We start from the raw sequence: 16,943 nt of genomic DNA, 5'->3' as shown, positions 1-16,943 counted from the left end.
TCAGTCCGGGCGTCGCGCCCGCGCCTCAGGTCTCTGCCGCGCACTCAGGCGCCCCCGAACGCCTCGCCCCGCCGGACGGGGAAGGTGGGCGGGAAGAGCACGTCCTGCCGACGGCCCCGGGCATCCCGTCTCGTGTACCCCGCCCGCAGGAGGGCGAAGACCTCCTGCGCCTCCTGGCGGAGAGCGTCGAGGTCCACTCCCGGGATCCTACCGTCCTGCACGACGTGGCGACCCCCGACGAAGGTGTCCGTGGCGTTCCGCGCGGTGCCGTTCAGCACGAGGGTGCGCAGCGGATCCTCGATCACGCCGTCGCGGAAGTCCTGCAGCGAGAATGCGGTCATGTCCGCAGCAGCGCCCTCCTCGAGCCGACCGAGGTCCGGCCGCCTGAGAGCGGCGGCACCGCCGGTCGTCGCGGCCTCCATGTAACCGCTGAGCTCGGCGGCGCCGTGGCCGTGGCACACCCGGGCCGAGTGGAGCCCCACATCCATCCCTCGGATGAGGTCCGGAGGGAACGAGTCCGTTCCCAGCGCCATGGTGATGCCCGCATCGCGCAGGTCGTTGAAGGTCGTGAGCACATCGCCGTACCTGAAGGTTGTCAGCGGGCAGTGGACCACGCTGACGCCGGCGGCGGCCAGGCGCCCCAGGTCGACCCCCTCCTCACCGGAGAGCTGGGGATGCCGGTCCGTCCACAGCGCGTGCGGAACGAGGAGCCTCTCGTTGAGCAGACCTGTGCGTTCGATGAGATCCAGGGGCGTGATGCCGTGGCGTTCGAGGATCACCGCGCGCTCCCACGGCTGCTGCAGGGAATGGAGGCGCACGAGGAGTCCGCGCCGCGCGGACTCCTCGGCAGTGCGCTCCATGAGCGCCGGGGTGATGGTCTCGATGCGGCAGGGCAGCAGCACCGGGCGGACCAGATCGCTGTCTCGTGCGAGCATCTCGTCCGCGAACGCAAGGGCCTGGTCCAGTCCTCTCTCGCCTTCCTCTGGACGCTCGACGAAGGTGCGCTCGCCGTCCGCCACGGCCCCCACGGCAGACCGGTAGGAGGGGCCCAGGTATCCGCGCAGCCCCCATTCCTCCGTGAGCTCGGCCAGCGCGCGCATCTCGTCGGCCGACTCGTTCCAGCCCAGGTGGATCTCGGAGGCGATGGGCATGTAGGTCGTGATGCCGTGCAGTGCGAGCTCGGCGAGTCCGAACTTCCGGAGGGTGTGACGCTGCTCCGCGTCCAGCACGTCACGCGGGCTTCCGCCCCAGTACTCGACCGAACCCACGAGCTCGCGCGCATGTGCCGGATCGTGGTGCGCGTCGAGGATCAGGTGATCGATGTCCACGAGCGCGTCCAGGTCGATGAGACCGGGGGTGAGGACCGAATCGCCGAGATCCAGCACCTGCGCACCTGCGGGAGGCTCACCGCTGCCGACCTGCGTGATGACGCTGCCGGAGAAGGCGACCCAGCCGTTCTCGATCCAGTGGTGGGCGCCTGCCTCGTGCGCCAGGACGAATCTTGCTCTCACTGCTCTCTGCATACGAACTTGTATACCACGAACCGCCGGAGTGGGAGTGCCGGGAATCACATCCAGTCCACCATTCGCCTGTTGATATACGCCTTGACACCCTCCATCCCCGAACCCTACTGTTCCTCGAATAGTGTTCAAGATCACGGATTGGTATCCCAGATGAGCGAAACAGCCCCCTCGGCCGAACCCAGCGCGAAGTCCCCGGCCGCGATCAGCCCGCGGGACTGGATCGTCACGATCCTGGTCAGCACCCTCGTGAGCGGCATCGCCGTCGCGATCGGCGAGCACTCCTTCCGCGTCGGCCCCGCCGCCATCGTCCTCTTCCCCATCGTCTGGGTGGTGGTCCTGGGAGCCTTCGTCGGCCTGCAGAAGTGGTTCCCCCTCCGCGGCAGCACCCGCTCGGCGGGGGAGGCCCTGGTTCCCGTCGGCATGGTCCTCTTCCTCGCGCTCCTGGGCACGGGGATCGGACCGTCGCTCGGGATGGTCGAGGAGGTCGGCCCCGCACTGCTGATGCAGGAGGTCGGCCAGCTCTTCGGCACGATCATCCTCGCCCTGCCCATCGCCGTCCTCATGGGCATGGGGCGTGCTGCCATCGGCGCCACGTGGGCCATCGACCGCGAGTCCTACCTCGCCTATGCGATCGACCGCTTCGGGACCTCGGCACCCGAGTACCGGGGCGTCTTCGGCGTGTGGCTCATCGGCTCGATGTTCGGCGCGGTCTTCATGTCCCTCATCACCGGCCTGCTCGGCGGCATGGACTGGTACCACCCCCTGTCACTGGCGCTCGCACTCGGCGTCGGCTCGACGTCGATGATGCTCGGCGGCGTGGGGGCCCTGAGCCTCCTCTACCCCGATATGGCCTCGGAGATCATGGCCCTGGCGGCGCTGTCGAACCTCGTGACGAACATCGTGGGCTTCTACGCCGGAGTCTTCATCGGACTTCCCGTCGCCCGCAGGCTCTATCTCTTCTGGTGCCGGGTCTTCCGCCGTCCGGCCGCCGAGGTGGAAGAGGCGCGCCTGGTGGCGAAGGGGCTCGTTCCCGAAGGCGACGCCTCCGTGCGGGTGAAGCTCGCGGAGAAGCAGGACAGGATCGGCGCCGCCGAGCCGGATGCCGACGCGCCGCAGGATCCTCCCACACCGCAGGGCTGGCGCCCGGCCGTCACCGCATACCTCTTCGCCGGCGTCGCCGGTCTCCTGCTCAACTGGCTCGGCACAGGCAGCTTCCACATGCGCGACGCGGGCGGCATGATCGTGCTGCTGGCCATGACATGGATCGCGATCCTCCTCTCCAAGAGGGTCCGCGCCATCCCCGCCACCGTCTGGGTGCTCACCCTCGCAACGATCGTCACCACTCCGATCTCCCCTGTCGCCGGCGGGATCGCCCATCTGGTCCAGGGCCTCGACGTCCTTCTGGTCGGCCTGCCCCAGCTGGCCATCATCGGCATGAACATGGGCAGAGACCGCAAGGCGTTCACACAGCTCAGCTGGAAGATCGTCATCGCCGCAGTGCTGACCTTCACCTGCACCATCGTCGCGGCAGCCTCGCTCGCCGAGATCTTCATCGACATGTGAACCGCGCACTGTGCACCCGAAGGGCCCGACCACCGGACCCGGAGAACCCGATCAGGAGGAACGAGGACCCCATGCGGACGAGGATCACCAATGCAGTCCTGCCGGGCAGGGCAGCACCCGTCACACTCGTGCTGGAGAACGGCAGGATCGCCGCGCTGGAGGAGGGATCGGACGCGGCGCAGTCCGCCACGGGCCCGTCCGCCGACGAGATCGTCGATGCCGGGGGGCGGCTCGTGCTCCCGGGGCTCGTCAACGCCCATGCGCACATCGACAAGACGCTCTTCGGGGGCCCATGGGTCTCCGCGATCCAGGCCGAGTCCGTCGCCGAGCGGATCGCCCACGAACGCCGTGAGCGCGACGCGCTGGGCCTGCCCTCGACGCAGTACATCTCCGCCCTCGTGGAGACCATGGTCGCGGCGGGGACGGCGCACATCCGCACTCACACCGATGTCGATCCGGGCGTGGGCATCCGCGGCATCGCCGCCGTCGCCGAGGTGGCCGAGAGATACGCCCATGCCGTCGACATCGAGCAGGTGGCCTTCCCTCAGGGCGGCCTCATCACCAATCCCGGCACTCTAGACCTGCTCCGCGACGCCGTGGCAGCCGGTGCGGCCGCCGTGGGCGGCTTGGACCCCGCCGGCTTCGACGACGCGCCCAATGCCCACCTCGCAGCGATCTTCGACCTCGCGGCCTCCACCGGCACCAGGGTGGACATCCACCTCCACGACGATGGGACCCTCGGCGCGTGGGAGATGAGCCTCATCGCAGACATGACGGAGGACTTCGACCTCCACGGCAGGGTGGTGATCTCGCACGCGTTCGGCATCGCCCATCCGCCCACGCAGGCCAGGCTGCTCGAGAGGTTCGCCGAGGCCGGCATCGCACTCGTCAACGCAGCCGTCTACGACTCCCCCGTCCCGCCTCTGCGGGCCTGCGCCGAGGCCGGGGTGCTCGTCGCCGCGGGCACCGACGGGATCAACGACCTCTGGGGGCCCTTCGGGGACGGGGACATGCTGCGGCGTGCGATGCTGCTGGCCTACCGCAACGAGGGCCGTGCGGACAGCGAGCTCGCACTCGCGCTCGACGCCGTCACGACGAACGCCGCCCGGGTGTTGGGTCTCGACGACTACGGCCTGGAGGCAGGACGGCCGGCGGACCTCACACTCGTGGAGGCGCGCTCGGTGGCCGAAGCCCTCGCGAAGGTGCCGGAGCGCTGGCAGGTATTCAAGGCGGGCAGGACGGTCGCCCGTGCGGGTGAGTACACCGGGGACGGCGCACGGCGCTGAGCACCCGCCCCTCGAGTGAGCGGTCTCTGGTGTTCCACCGCTGGCGGAACCGCAGAAACCGCTCACTCGAGAAGGGGGAGAGGAAGTCCCTCAGCCGGCGGTCGTGATCGAGTCGTGCGTGATGCCCCGGGCCCTGCGGGCCTCGAGCCGGGCCCGCTGCGGTTCGACCACGTGGCGCGGATCCTTCGTCGACTCGATGCCCGCCTCCAACACGCCGAAGCGCGTGTACGCCGATGCCGCCGCGAGCGCCGCTCCGCTCACCACGGAGGCCGCGCGCAGCACCGTCCGCGTCTTCCAGCCCGGCCGCAGGAGCCCTCCGAGGCGGCCTGCACCCGCCCCCTTCGACACGGCTGACGCGGCAGCTCCGGCCACCGCATGCGCGGCGGCGGCAGCGCCCGCCCCCGCCGCAGACGTGCTCGCCGCAGACGTGCCGCCTGCGCCGTCCAGCTTCCGCCGCAGCAGCCGGGCGCCCACCTCGACGGCGGCCGCACCCACGGCTCCGGCGAGCAGCAGCCGCTCCGCGCGGTGGAGCTTGCGCCCGGGCTCCCCCGTCTCCATGGGCTCGACCTCGACGGGGTGCATCCGCTTCTTCATCGCGCCCATCGCCACGACATCGCCCGCCGCCCCGGCGAGCGCCATGAGCCGGGCCGGGCCGGCCTCGCGCACGGGAGCGGTCATCATCGCCGCCCCTCCCGCGGCGACCGAGGCCGAGGAGACGAACACGAGCGGCAGCCCGTTCCGCCCGGCCGCGTTCCAGGTGGGGACCGCCGTCGCGCCCAGCAGCACGCCCGTGTACGCGGCCAGCGGCGCCGCGAAGAGCGCGGACTCGATCGCCGCCGGGGTCTCCAGCGCGTGCAGCACGCGCCGCAGCGGCCCCAGCGGCAGCCGCTCACCCGTGAGCCTGTCGACCTCGATGACCGCGGTCGTGCCCGCACCCGCGCCGAAGCCGGACAGGATCCACGTGCCCAGGCTCATGGGCGAGGTCACCTTCACCGTCCGCATCATGTTGAGGAAGCGCTCGGGCCTGCCCAGGTCCTCGATGAGGGCCAGACCGCCGAGGGCCGTGGCCCCCAGCGCCGTGAAGCGCGCAGTCATGCGCATGACGGGACGGTCGGTGAGATGCGCGCCCAGCGCCAGCAGCGTGGAACCGCCGGCCAGACCGCCCAGGAAGAGGTACGCGGAGATCTCATCGCCCCACGGCGGCGCCTTGACGATCGGGCGGCCGTAGTACGAGGTGAACTCGACGTCCTCGACCATCGGCATCTCGCGGTTGCCCTCGGCACCGCGGTTCGCCCAGCCGCGGCCGCGCCCGCCCGCAGAGCGCTGGCCGCCCGCCTGCGCATCGGCACCGCCCTGCGCACCCGCGGCACTGCCGGCCCCGGAGGACGCGCCCCCGCCTCGGCGACGCTTCTTCCTGCCACCTGCGGGCTCGGGCGGACGGTAGGAATCGAACTCGGACACGCTCATCAGCGACGGCCTCCCAGGAACGCGAGTCCGGCCGCCGCGACCATGCCGAGGGCGGCGATGCCGGCGGTGGCGAACATCCCCGGAAGGTCCTTCGTGGCGACGCGCGGATCCGGCGGCAGCCCGTAGACCTCCGGCTCGTCCAGGAGCAGGAACACGGAGCCCGTGCCGCCCACGCCGTCCTCCGGATTGGCCCCGTAGAGGCGCGCCTCGGTGAGCCCCTTCGCGTGGAGCTCCCTCACCCGCGCCCGGGCGGTGTCCACCATCTCCTCACGGCCGCCGAACTTGATCGACGTCGTGGGGCACGTCTGCGCGCACGCGGGCGTCTGCCCCTCGACCAGGCGGTCGTAGCAGAGCGTGCACTTGTTCGCGGTGCCGCGGTTGGGCACGTCCATCTCCGCGGCCTTGCGGTCACGCTGCGTGGGCGTGTTGATGGTGCCGTCATCGCGCCGCTCGATCACGCCGAACGGACACCCGGCCACACACGTGCCGCAGCCGTTGCACACGTCCTCCTGCACCACCACGGTGCCGAACTCCGTGCGGAACAGCGCACCCGTGGGACACACGTCCAGGCAGCCGGCGTGCGTGCAGTGCTTGCACACGTCCGAAGACATGAGCCAGCGGAAGTCGGGGGTGTCCGGCGGGGCCGTATCGGCTCCGCTGAGATCGGAGGGCTCGGCCAGGCCGGTGGAGGCGAGCGATCCCGCCAGCCCCACGGGACCCGAGCCGCCCCCTTCCAGCAGACCGCCCAGCGGGCCGCCGAGGCCGGTGTCGGCCTCCCCGCCCACAGTCGCGGTCGTGGGCGGTATGCCCTCGCCCCGCGGAGGCGAGTCGCTGGAGGCGCAGCCGCAGCCCCCACCGCATCCGCCTGAGCCCGCAGCACCCGCGCCGCAGGCCCCGGTGCCGCAGCCCGCGCCCGAGGCGAGGGTCGCCTCGGGCTCCCGTGTGCGGATGGAGGGCATCCCCAGGCTCACGAGCCTCCGCCCGGACTCGCGGGCGCGCTCGATCCGCTCCCCGTCCTGCTCGATGAATGCGACGTGGCGCCAGGTGTTGGCACCCAGCCCGCCGGTGTTGTCGTAGGAGGAGCCCAGCAGCTCGAACGTGCCGTCCTGGGGGTTCCGGTTCCACTCCTTGCACGCGACCTCGCAGGCCTTGCAGCCGATGCAGATCGAGGTGTCCGTGAAGAAGCCCTTGCGGTCCCGTTCCTGCGCACCCCAGTGCAGACCCCGGAAGGACTCGTCCGCGGCAGGTGTGTCAGCAATGCGATCGCCGCCGATGGTCGGTGTCGACATCAGTCCTCCTCGTCCATGCGATCGGTCCCGTCCTCCTGCTTGTCGGCTCCGGATCCCCCGGCGCCGTCCGCCTGCTCGCCGCTCTCTCCCTCGGTCCGCTCCTCGCTGCCGGTCCCGCGGTTGGGCTCCTCGGGGGCCGGACGGTCCCGGTTCTCGTCCCTTCCGCCCTTGTCCGCGCCGCTGGGCTCCGAGGCCTCCGGGTTCTCCCCGGTCATGTCCTCGGCGCTGGGCACCCCCGGGCCGGTGAGCGGCTGCGCGCGATCGTGCGCCCGCTCGAGCTCCTCGGGGGTCTCCGCCGAGCCCTCGGAGGGCGGGGCCTCGGAGGCCTGCACCTCCGTGGGCAGGGCCCCCGAGGATCCGGCATCCGCGGTCTCCCCGCGCCCCGACTCCGCGCGCCCCGGCGTGGCGCCGACGGCCGAATCGCCCGCACGACCGCCGTGCTTGCTCTCCGCCGTGGCGATGCCGACGGCGAAGGACCTCTCGACGGCCTCGGCCGACACCGTCTCGTGCTGGTTGCCGGAGTCCACCGTGAGACCGGCGTTGCGCTGGTGCTTCTCGACGAAGTCCACGAGCTCCGCACCGCGCGGACGGCGCCCCGGCAGCACTGTGCCCGCGACGTACTTGCTCGCCTGGATGTTCACATTGGGATCCATCGTGATCCCGAGCAGGTCGTTCGCGGAATCGCCTTCCACCACGGCCGCATCGCCGCCCACCCCCCAGTGGTAGGGCAGGCCGATCTGGTGCACGGTCCTGCCCCCGATGGTCAGCGGGGTCATCCGCCGGGTCACGAGCACACGGGCCTCGATCGCAGCACGAGGCGACACGAGCGTCGCCCAGCCGTAGGGCTCGAGGCCCACCTCCTCGGCGAGCTCCGGCGACACCTCGCAGAACATCTCCGGCTGGAGCTCGGAGAGGTACGGCAGCCACCGCGACATGCCGCCGGCAGTGTGGTGCTCGGTGAGGCGGTAGGTCGTGAAGACGTACGGGTACGCGTCCGAGCCCGGAGAGCCGGCCCCGGCCGCCGACAGATTGTCCTCCCGCGGCAGCGTGAGCCGCGAAGGGCTGTTCTGCTGCGCGTAGAGCGGGTTCGGGAAGGTGGACTCCTGCGGCTCGTAGTGGGTGGGCAGCGGGCCGTCGACCATGCCGCTGGGCGCGAACAGCCAGCCCTTGCCGTCGGCCTGCATGATGAATGGGTCGTCCCCGTCCAGATGCGCGGGCCCGCCGAAGACCGTGGCCGAGCGCGAGGAGGGAGCGCGGTCGACCGGGAAGTCCGGCACGTCGCCGCCGACCCAGCGACCGGCCTCCTCGTCCCACCAGACCAGCTTCTTGCGCTCGGACCACGGACGCCCGTCCGGATCGGCCGAGGCCCGGTTGTAGAGGATCCGGCGGTTGGCCGGCCAGGCCCATGCCCATTCGGCGGCGGTCTCGTCCTGCTCACGGCCGGGCTTCCTGCGGGCGGCCATGTTCCGGCTGCCCGCATAGACGCCGGCATAGATCCAGCAGCCGCCGGCGGTGGTGCCGTCATCGGCCATCTCCGTGAAGGCCGAGAGGGGCTCGCCGTCCCGCCCGCCGCCCACGTGGAAGCCGTTGATCTCCTTCAGCACCGCCTCGGCGTCGATCTCGCCGTCCTCGTCGAGGGGGTAGTCCCACGTGAGGTCCAGTAACGGGCGGTCGCGCGGATCGTCGGAGTCCCGCAGCAGCTCGCGCACGCGATTGCCCAGCTCGAAGAAGAACTCGAGCTCGCTCTGCGCCTCACCCGGAGGGTTCACCGCCTTGTGCCGCCACTGGACGAGGCGCTGGGTCTGCGTGAAGCTGCCCGCCTTCTCCGTGTGGTTGGCCGCGGGCAGGAAGAACACCTCGGTGTCGATGTCCTCGGTCCGCAGCTCGCCGGTCTCGATCTCCGGGCCGCTCTTCCACCACGTGGCGGACTCGATGAGGCTGAAGTCCCGGACGACGAGCCATTTGAGGTGGCTCATCGCCATCCGCTGCATGCGCCCGTTGGCCGATCCCACCGCGGGGTTCTGCCCCAGGAGGAAGTAGCCGTCCACACCGCCGTCGAGCATCCGCACAGCCGTCTGGTACGTGCCGTGGGCACCCGTGAGCCTCGGCAGGTAGTCGTACGCCCAGTCGTTCTCCTCCGTGGCAGCCTCGCCCCACCACGCCTTGAGGAGGCTCACGGCATAGGCGCGGCCCTTGGCCCAGAAGCCCTTGTGCGTCTCCGGGGTGCCCACCGCGGCGATGAAGTCGTCGAGCGTGTCGTGCGTCCCGGCCTTGGGCATGGGGAGGTAGCCGGGCAGCAGGTTGAACAGGGTCGGGATGTCCGTGGAGCCCTGGATGGTCGCGTGCCCCCGCAGTGCCATGATGCCGCCGCCCGGACGCCCCATGTTCCCCAGGAGCAGCTGAAGGATCGAGGCCGTGCGGATGAACTGCGCACCCAGCGTGTGCTGTGTCCAGCCCACCGCATAGGCGAAGCACGTGGTCCGCTCGCGGCCGGAGTTCTCCGTGACGGAGCGGAGCAGGTACTCGAAGTCCTCCGGGCTGATCCCGCAGCTCTCCTCGACGAGCTCCGGGGTGTAGCGGGCGTAGTGCCGCTTGAGGATCTGGAAGACGCAGCCGGGATCCTCCAGCGTGGGGTCCGTCAGCGGCCGCCCGTCCTCGTCCGTCCGGTAGGACCAGGTCGAGTTGTCATAGGCGTTCGTGGTCGGGTCGTAGCCGGAGAAGAGCCCCTCGAGGTCCTCGGCGTCGATGTACTCCTCGCAGATGAGGTTCGCGGCGTTCGTGTAGGCGCGCACGTACTCGGCGAAGTGCAGCCCCTCGCTCAGGATCCGGTTGATGAGCGCGCCCAGGAGCACGATGTCGGAGCCCGCCCGGATCGGGACGTGCTTGTCCGCCACCGCGGTGGTGCGGGTGAAGCGGGGGTCGACATGGATGACCCTGGCACCCCGCGCCTTGGCCTCAGTGACCCACTGGAAGCCCACGGGATGGCACTCGGCCATGTTCGATCCCTGGATGACGATGCAGTCCGCATTCGCCATGTCCTGGACCGGCTGTGTGGCGCCGCCGCGCCCGAACGAGGTTCCCAGACTGGGAACCGTGGCGGAGTGTCAAATGCGGGCCTGGTTCTCGATCTGTATGGCCCCGGCCGCCGTGAAGAGCTTCTTCGCGAGGTAGTTCTCCTCGTTGTCGATGGTCGCACCGCCCAGGCTGGCGATGCCCATCGTCCGCCGCAGGGGGCGGCCCTCCTCGTCCGCGTCCTCCCAGTGGTTGCGCCGGGCCTCGATGAAGCGCTCCGCGATCATGTCGAGGGCGGTGCTCAGGTCGAGCTTCTGCCAGTCCTTGGCCTTCGGCGCGCGATAGAGCACCTCGGTCACGCGGCCGGCGGCGTTCACCAGCTGCTCGCTCGCCGCACCCTTGGGGCAGAGGCGACCGCGCGAGATGGGCGAATCGGGATCGCCCTCGATCTGCACGACCTTCTCGTCCTTGACGAAGACCCGCTGACCGCAGCCCACGGCGCAGTAGGGGCACACCGACTGGACCACGCGGTCGGCCGTGGAGGTCCGCGGGGTGACCGCACGCGTCTTCGCGGAGGTCACCGAGGGGCCGCGACCCGTGACATCACCAGAGCGGAGCTGCCGGAACACCGGCCACTCCAAAGGACTGAACCTCGCCATGCCCACAGACTACCAGCCACTTCTATGCATATGCCCAGGCGGGCGGTAGAGTCTGCGCCGAAAGCGGCATCGGTCCCTGAGGCCCTATGAGACAAGTCAACCTGTCGTTTCAGCGCCGCCCTGATCTCCCGAACCACCCCCGAAGGAGCCCTCCTCGATGTCAGTCCTCGACCGTGACGCGATCATCGCGCCGGTGAAGTTCAACCGCTGGCTCATTCCGCCCGCGGCCCTGGCGATCCACCTCAGCATCGGGCAGGCCTACGCCTTCTCGGTGTTCAAGAACCCGCTGGCCGAGCACTTCGAGATGGGCGAGGGCGGCGATGTCGCCATCGGCTGGATCTTCTCGCTGGCCATCGCCATGCTCGGCATCTCGTCGGCGGTCGCAGGCTCCTGGGTGGAGAAGGCCGGCCCCCGGAAGTCCATGGTCGTCGCCGGCGGCTTCTGGGTCGTGGGCTTCTTCGTCGCCACGCTCGGCATCTCCACGGGGCAGCTCTGGCTCGTCTACGTGGGCTACGGGTTCATCGGCGGGATCGGCCTCGGGATCGGCTACATCTCGCCGGTGTCCACCCTCATGAAGTGGTTCCCGGACCGCCCCGGCCTCGCCACCGGCCTCGCGATCATGGGCTTCGGCGGCGGTGCGCTCATCGCGAGCCCGGCCTCGAACGCCCTCATGTCGTTCTTCGGCGGCGGTGACGAGAACCTGGCCGACGGCGTCTCGCAGACCTTCCTCACGCTGGCCGTCATCTACCTCGTGATCATCGCGCTGGGCGCCTTCGTCATCCGCCTGCCCCATCCGGACTGGAAGCCCGCGGGCTACGATCCGAGCACGGCGAAGACCAAGCCCATGCAGACCGAGGGCGATGTCTCCGTGCGGTCCGCGGTCCGCACCCCGCAGTTCTGGCTGCTCTGGGTCGTCCTCTTCACCAACGTCACGGCCGGCATCGGCATCCTCGAGTCCGCCTCCCCCATGATCCAGTCCTCCTTCGCGATCACCGCGGTGGCCGCGGGCGGCTTCGTGGGCCTGCTCTCGATCTTCAACATGGGCGGCCGCTTCGTGTGGTCCTCGGTCTCGGACTACATCGGCCGCAAGAACACCTACATCCTCTACCTGGGCGTGGGCCTGCTGCTCTACCTCCTGCTCGCGACCCTGGGCTCGCAGTCGCTGGCGCTGTTCGTGATCTCCGCGCTCGTCATCCTCTCCTTCTACGGCGGCGGCTTCGCCACCGTGCCCGCCTATCTCAAGGACCTCTTCGGCGTGTACCAGGTGGGCGCCATCCACGGCCGCCTCCTCACGGCGTGGTCCGCGGCCGGCGTGGCCGGACCGCTCATCGTGAACTCCGTCGTCGAGTCCCAGCGCGCGGCAGGCCAGGAGGGCTTCGAGCTCTACCGCCTCTCCCTCTTCATCATGGTGGGCGTGCTCGCGGTGGGCCTCGTCTCCAACCTCCTCATCAGGAAGGTCGACGAGAGGCACCACGAGGATCCCGAGGTCGTCGCCGCCACCGCGAAGGCCGACCGCGAATCCGCCTCCGAGGCCTCCGATGCGCGCGAGAACGGCCACGTGAAGGCGACCTCCGGCGGCGTCCACACCGTCGTCGCCTGCGTGCTCGCGGTGATCGTCGCCGCCGCACTGGCCTATGGCGTCATCACGACCGCCACGACGGCGGCGGGCCTCTTCACGGGGTGAGTGTGCTGGGGGCGCGGGTTTCGTCCCCGCTTCCCGCGCACACCCATCCGAGCCGCTCATGACGCCCACTCCTCTCTCATACGCCCAGCAGTTCTGCGGAATGGCTGGGCGTATGAGAGAGAAGTGGGCGTCGTCGTCGGGGCCAGGCGAGGGCGGCGACGTCCGGAGGGCGTGATGGGACCCGGCGAGGGCGGCGGGCCCCGGGGCTCAGAGTGCCGTGAGCAGCACGGCTTCGAGCACCGAGCCTGCCGGAACCACACCGCCCCCTGCGGGAACCACGAGGAAGGCGTTCGCCTCGACGGCACGGGCCAGCAGGTGGGAGCTCGAGCCGGGCAGTGCGCGCACGCGGAGCTCGGCCGCCGGGGCGGCCGGAGCAGCCCCGCCCTGCGTCACCATCGCGCGGCGCACCTGAGTCTTGGACGACAGGGAGGGCACATCCTCCTCCAGCACGGCGGCCACGCGCGACAGCGGCCGGCCCACACCCCATGCGGTCGCCATGGCCTCGCGCAGGAGCAGCTGCGCGCTCGTCCACGTGCTCACCGGATTGCCCGGGAAGCACACGACAGGGACGCGGCAGGCAGCCTCACTGCGGTCCTCCGCGCCGTGCGCACTCCCGGCACCTTCCGCCTCCGCCGCGCCGCCCGCACTCCGGGCGTCGCCCCTGCGGCGCTCGACCGGCCCCACACGCAGCACCCCGAGGCCCTGGGGGCCGCCCGGCTGCATGCGGACCGACCCGAAGCCGGCCTCGGCGACGATCCCCTCCCCCAGCTCCGCTCCCGAGGCCAGCGCCAGCCTCACCACCTCGAACTCCCCCGCACTGATCCCGCCGCTGGTGACGACGAGGTCCGGCGCGAGCGTCCGGACGGCGCGGGTGAGGGCGGCGCGGAAATCGTCCACGGTGTCGTCGACAGTGAGCGCGCCCGCCGTCTCCGCCCCGGCCTCCTCCACCACAACGCGCATGAGCGCGGTGTTCGCGTCGTAGATCTGCCCGGGCCGCAGCGGCTCGCCGGGAGCTGCAACCTCATCGCCGCCGGCCACCAGCAGGACGCGGGGCCTGCGGCGCACCACGACCTCCGTCAGCCCCAGGGCCGACAGCAGCCCGAGGGCCGCGGGGTGGAGCACAGCGCCTGCCTCCAGGGCGACCTCGCCCGCGGCGATGTCGCTGCCTGCCGGCCGCACGAAGCGACCCGGTTCCACCTCGCCCACCGTGATCACGGGCGCACCGAAGCCCTCCGTCTCCTCGACCGGCACCACCGCGTCCGCATCAGGAGGCACGGGAGCCCCCGTCATGATCGGGGTGGCGAGGGGCAGGTCCGGCCGGGCCTCGCTGCCTGCATCGCACCCAGGCCCCCCGCCCGACGCCCGTGCTGCCGAACCGCCCTCACCATATGAGCCGGGGTGGCCCGCGGCGATCATCCCCTCGACCGCGAAGCGCCCCGGCGTGTCCGCGGCACGCACCGCGAAGCCGTCCATCTGGGAATTGTCGAAGGGCGGCAGGCTGAGCGGGGCGAGGAGTTCGGCGGCGAGGACGCGCCCGCCCGCCCGCTCCGCCGGAATCGTCTCGGTGCCGAGCTCGCGCACGGACAGCACTCGCACGATCTCCGCGATGTGCTCATCCATGCTCCTGGCCTCGCGCCAGTCGGCGAAGGCTTCGTGCCGGTCACTGAGGGCCTCGCGCTCGCAGGCGGGAGCCTGCCACCGGTCGCTGGGAGCCTCGTGCCCGCCGGTGATCGCAGGCGCGGCACGGTCCTCGGACTGCTGCGGGGCGGGGTGCGGATCGCCGGTCGTCATGCCGGCCACTCTACTGAGCACTGCCGGCCGCACTGCTGAGCATCCCGCATCCCGCTCGCGGCCTCGGGCCCGTCTCCCAGGCCCAGCCGCGCCTCCGCCCCACAGATCGCCGAGTGAGCGACTTCTGTCGGATTCACACTCGAAATCCAACAGAAACCGCTCACTCGAGGAGTGGGGAGGGTGGTGAGGGAGGGGACGAAGAGCGGCGGGGAGGTGCACGCTCAGCCGGTCTTCACCGCGCGGACGGTCTCCTCGAACTCCTCCTTCGCCTGCGCCGGAGGCTGCGGCGTCACGAAGCTCACGACCACCGCGAGGATCAGGCAGACGAGGAAGCCGGGGACGATCTCGTAGAGGTGCTCGGGCAGGAGGCCGAGAGCCACATCGGGCTGCCACTGGCCCCAGACGAAGGCGACGACCGCGCCGCTCACCATGCCCGCGAGCGCGCCCATCGCCGTGAGACGGCGCCAGAACAGCGACAGCAGGACGATGGGCCCGAAGGCCGCGCCGAAGCCCGCCCACGCGAAGCCCACGAGATCGAGGATCGTGTCGTTGCGCTGCACCGCGAGCGCGCCCGCGATCACCGCGACGACGAGCACGCCGATCCGCCCGAGCCACAGCTCGCTCCGCGCGCTCCGCTTCTTCCCGGAGACGCCCAGCAGGTCCTCGACGAGCGCGGAGCTCGTGACGATGAGCTGCGAGGACACCGTCGACATGATGGCGGCCAGGACCGCGGCGAGGACGAACCCGCCCAGCAGCGGGTGGAACAGGATCTGGGAGAGGTCGAGGAAGACGGCCTCGGGGTCTGTGAGCGTCATGTCCGGGTTCTGCCGGAAGTACGCGACGCCCGCGATGGCGGTGAAGATCGCGCCCACCACGCACAGCGCCATCCAGGCCACACCCACGCCCATGCCGTACTTCGCGTCGCGCGCCGACCGCAGCGCCATGAAGCGCACGATGATGTGGGGCTGACCGAAGTAGCCCACGCCCCAGGCCAGGCCGGAGACGATCGCGATGGCGCTCGTGCCCGAGGTCATGCTCGCGAAGTCCGGATTCACCTGCGCGACGGTCGCGAACATCTCCGCCGGTCCGCCCACCGCGAGGCAGGCGATGACGGGCACCAGCAGCAGGGACACCAGCATGATGAGCCCCTGCACCACATCCGTGTAGCTCGCGCCGAGGAACCCGCCGAACAGCGTGTAGAGCACCGTCACGCCGCCCACCAGCAGCATGCCGACGACATAGGAGCCGCCGAAGGTGGACTGGAAGAACACGCCGCCCGCGACCATCCCGGAGGACACGTAGAACGTGAAGAACACGAGGATCACGATGCCGGCGGCGATCCGCAGCATGCGCGTGCGGTCGAACAGGCGGTTCTCGAAGAAGCTGGGGACGGTGATCGAGTTCTGCGCCACCTGCGTGTACTGCCGCAGGCGCGGTGCCACGAGCCACCAGTTGACGGCCGCACCCACCGTCAGCCCGATCGCCATCCACGCCTCGACGAGGCCGGAGAGGTAGAGCGCCCCGGGCAGGCCCATCATGAGCCAGCCGGACATGTCCGAGGCGCCTGCGGACAGTGCCGCGGTGAAGGGGTGGAGCTGCCTCCCGCCGAGCATGTAATCGTCGCCGTCGGTCGTTTTGCGATAGGCGTAGAGGCCGATGCCGATCATGGCCGCGAAGTAGACCGCGACGGCGATGAGCTTGAAGGTCAGATCCATAGCCAGCAGTTCTGCGAGGGGACAGGGGCGGGCTCGACCATACGGCCGCCGCACCTGTTTGTCACACCGGTCACAGTCCGAGCGGATCCTCGCGGACCGGACTCGGCCGGGCTGGACTCGGCCGGGCTGGACTCGGCCGGGCCTGGCGAGCCCGCCGTGTCCCGCAGGCTCGCATTCCGCCGCGCACGGGATCCCACCGGAGGCTGCGCGTCCGGGAGCTACCATCGGGGCATGGGAATCAGCGCCGTGATCCTCACGGGAGGACGGTCGCGCCGGCTGGGCGGCATCCACAAACCAGCCGTCGAGCTCGCCGGGGTCTCCGTGGTCTCGCGCATCCTCGCCGCCGTCCGCGCCGTCAGCGCGCAGGCCGAGGTCTGGGTGGCCGGTTCGCCGGAGGGGCTCTCCCCCGCAGAGCGCGCGACGGTGCACGTGGCGGTCGAATCTCCGCGCTTCGGCGGCCCGCTGGCAGGACTGGCCGCCGCCGTCGCGGAGATGGAGGCCGCAGAGGCGCAGGAGCCGCAGGCCGCAGAAGCGCAGGCAACGGGTGCGCAGGCCGCAGAGGCGCAGGCGAGCGAGGCAGACACCGTGTTCGTCCTCGCCGGCGACATCCCCCTCCTCGACCCCGCGCACCTGCGGGCACTGGCGGCTGCGAGCGCGGCCGCGGGTGCGCCCGCCGTCAGCTGCGACGAGTGGGGACGCTTCCAGCATCTGTGCGCGGCCTGGCCGGCGCGGCTGCTGCGGGATCGCGTCCGGAGCGTCGGTGAGACGGCCGACCGCCCCGTGCGGCTGCTGTGGGAGGGCGCCGCGCCCGTAGCCGTCGCCGCGGAGCCGGGCCGACTCGCGGATATCGACACCCCCGAGGACCTCGCACGACTCCGCGCGACCCTCGAAGAGGGGTCTTCGGCACGGGGCGGGCAGGAAGCGGACGCCGCACCCCCTGGCCTAGACTGGTGA

The 16,943-nt window shown here is 71.0% G+C and carries 9 protein-coding genes and 1 pseudogene; 4 read left to right on the top strand and 6 right to left on the bottom strand.

All coding sequences use genetic code 11. The features are described 5' to 3' along the window. Positions 1-44: 44 nt before the first annotated feature. Positions 45-1,511 carry a chlorohydrolase family protein gene (locus K318_RS0109285; protein ID WP_245579834.1) on the bottom strand — a complete coding sequence of 489 codons (1,467 nt, stop codon included), beginning with the start codon at positions 1,509-1,511 and terminating at the stop codon, positions 45-47. 162 nt (positions 1,512-1,673) lie between these two features. On the opposite strand from K318_RS0109285, the gene K318_RS0109280 reads away from it, so the two are divergent. Together K318_RS0109280 and K318_RS0109275 are read left to right on the top strand one after the other, a co-directional pair. Beyond that, on the top strand, positions 1,674-3,086 hold the full coding sequence (locus K318_RS0109280; RefSeq protein WP_051297772.1) for a DUF3100 domain-containing protein: 1,413 nt from the start codon (positions 1,674-1,676) through the stop codon (positions 3,084-3,086). Positions 3,087-3,157: 71 nt separating this feature from the next. Next, a complete protein-coding gene (locus K318_RS0109275) occupies positions 3,158-4,372 on the top strand; it encodes an amidohydrolase (RefSeq protein WP_035281332.1) in 1,215 nt (404 codons plus the stop codon). A gap of 90 nt (positions 4,373-4,462) precedes the next feature. Here K318_RS0109275 and nrfD read toward each other — a convergent pair whose 3' ends face one another. From nrfD to fdnG, 3 genes and pseudogenes are all read right to left on the bottom strand, one after another. Beyond that, the gene (nrfD, locus tag K318_RS0109270; RefSeq protein WP_029089293.1) at positions 4,463-5,839 is read right to left on the bottom strand and encodes an NrfD/PsrC family molybdoenzyme membrane anchor subunit; all 1,377 of its coding nucleotides are present in this window, start codon (positions 5,837-5,839) and stop codon (positions 4,463-4,465) included. Further along, a complete protein-coding gene (locus K318_RS0109265; RefSeq protein ID WP_029089292.1) occupies positions 5,839-7,128 on the bottom strand; it encodes a 4Fe-4S dicluster domain-containing protein in 1,290 nt (429 codons plus the stop codon). The genes nrfD and K318_RS0109265 overlap by 1 nt, the downstream gene beginning before the upstream one ends. Positions 7,129-7,619: 491 nt before the next feature. Then, positions 7,620-10,799 (bottom strand): annotated as a pseudogene (fdnG, locus tag K318_RS20625) (formate dehydrogenase-N subunit alpha); the annotation flags it as partial. A gap of 157 nt (positions 10,800-10,956) precedes the next feature. Between fdnG and K318_RS0109250 the strand changes: the two are divergent. Further along, entirely contained in the window at positions 10,957-12,483 is a 1,527-nt protein-coding gene (locus K318_RS0109250; protein WP_029089290.1) for an L-lactate MFS transporter, read from the top strand. Between the two features lie 207 nt (positions 12,484-12,690). On the opposite strand, the gene K318_RS20620 is transcribed toward K318_RS0109250, so the two are convergent. Together K318_RS20620 and putP are read right to left on the bottom strand one after the other, a co-directional pair. Continuing rightward, positions 12,691-14,274 carry a molybdopterin molybdotransferase MoeA gene (locus K318_RS20620; RefSeq protein ID WP_051297771.1) on the bottom strand — a complete coding sequence of 528 codons (1,584 nt, stop codon included), beginning with the start codon at positions 14,272-14,274 and terminating at the stop codon, positions 12,691-12,693. Between the two features lie 221 nt (positions 14,275-14,495). After that, entirely contained in the window at positions 14,496-15,989 is a 1,494-nt protein-coding gene (gene putP / locus K318_RS0109240) for a sodium/proline symporter PutP (protein WP_029089289.1), read from the bottom strand. Positions 15,990-16,220: 231 nt separating this feature from the next. Here putP and mobA point away from each other — a divergent pair, with 231 nt between their 5' ends. Continuing rightward, on the top strand, positions 16,221-16,943 hold the full coding sequence (mobA, locus tag K318_RS20615) for a molybdenum cofactor guanylyltransferase (RefSeq protein WP_051297770.1): 723 nt from the start codon (positions 16,221-16,223) through the stop codon (positions 16,941-16,943).

The sequence above is a fragment of the Brevibacterium album DSM 18261 genome (genome assembly GCF_000426445.1).
Lineage (GTDB): Bacteria > Actinomycetota > Actinomycetes > Actinomycetales > Brevibacteriaceae > Brevibacterium > Brevibacterium album.
The sequence above is the reverse complement of the archived record's forward strand: the minus strand, read 5'-3'. Positions and strand labels throughout refer to the sequence as shown.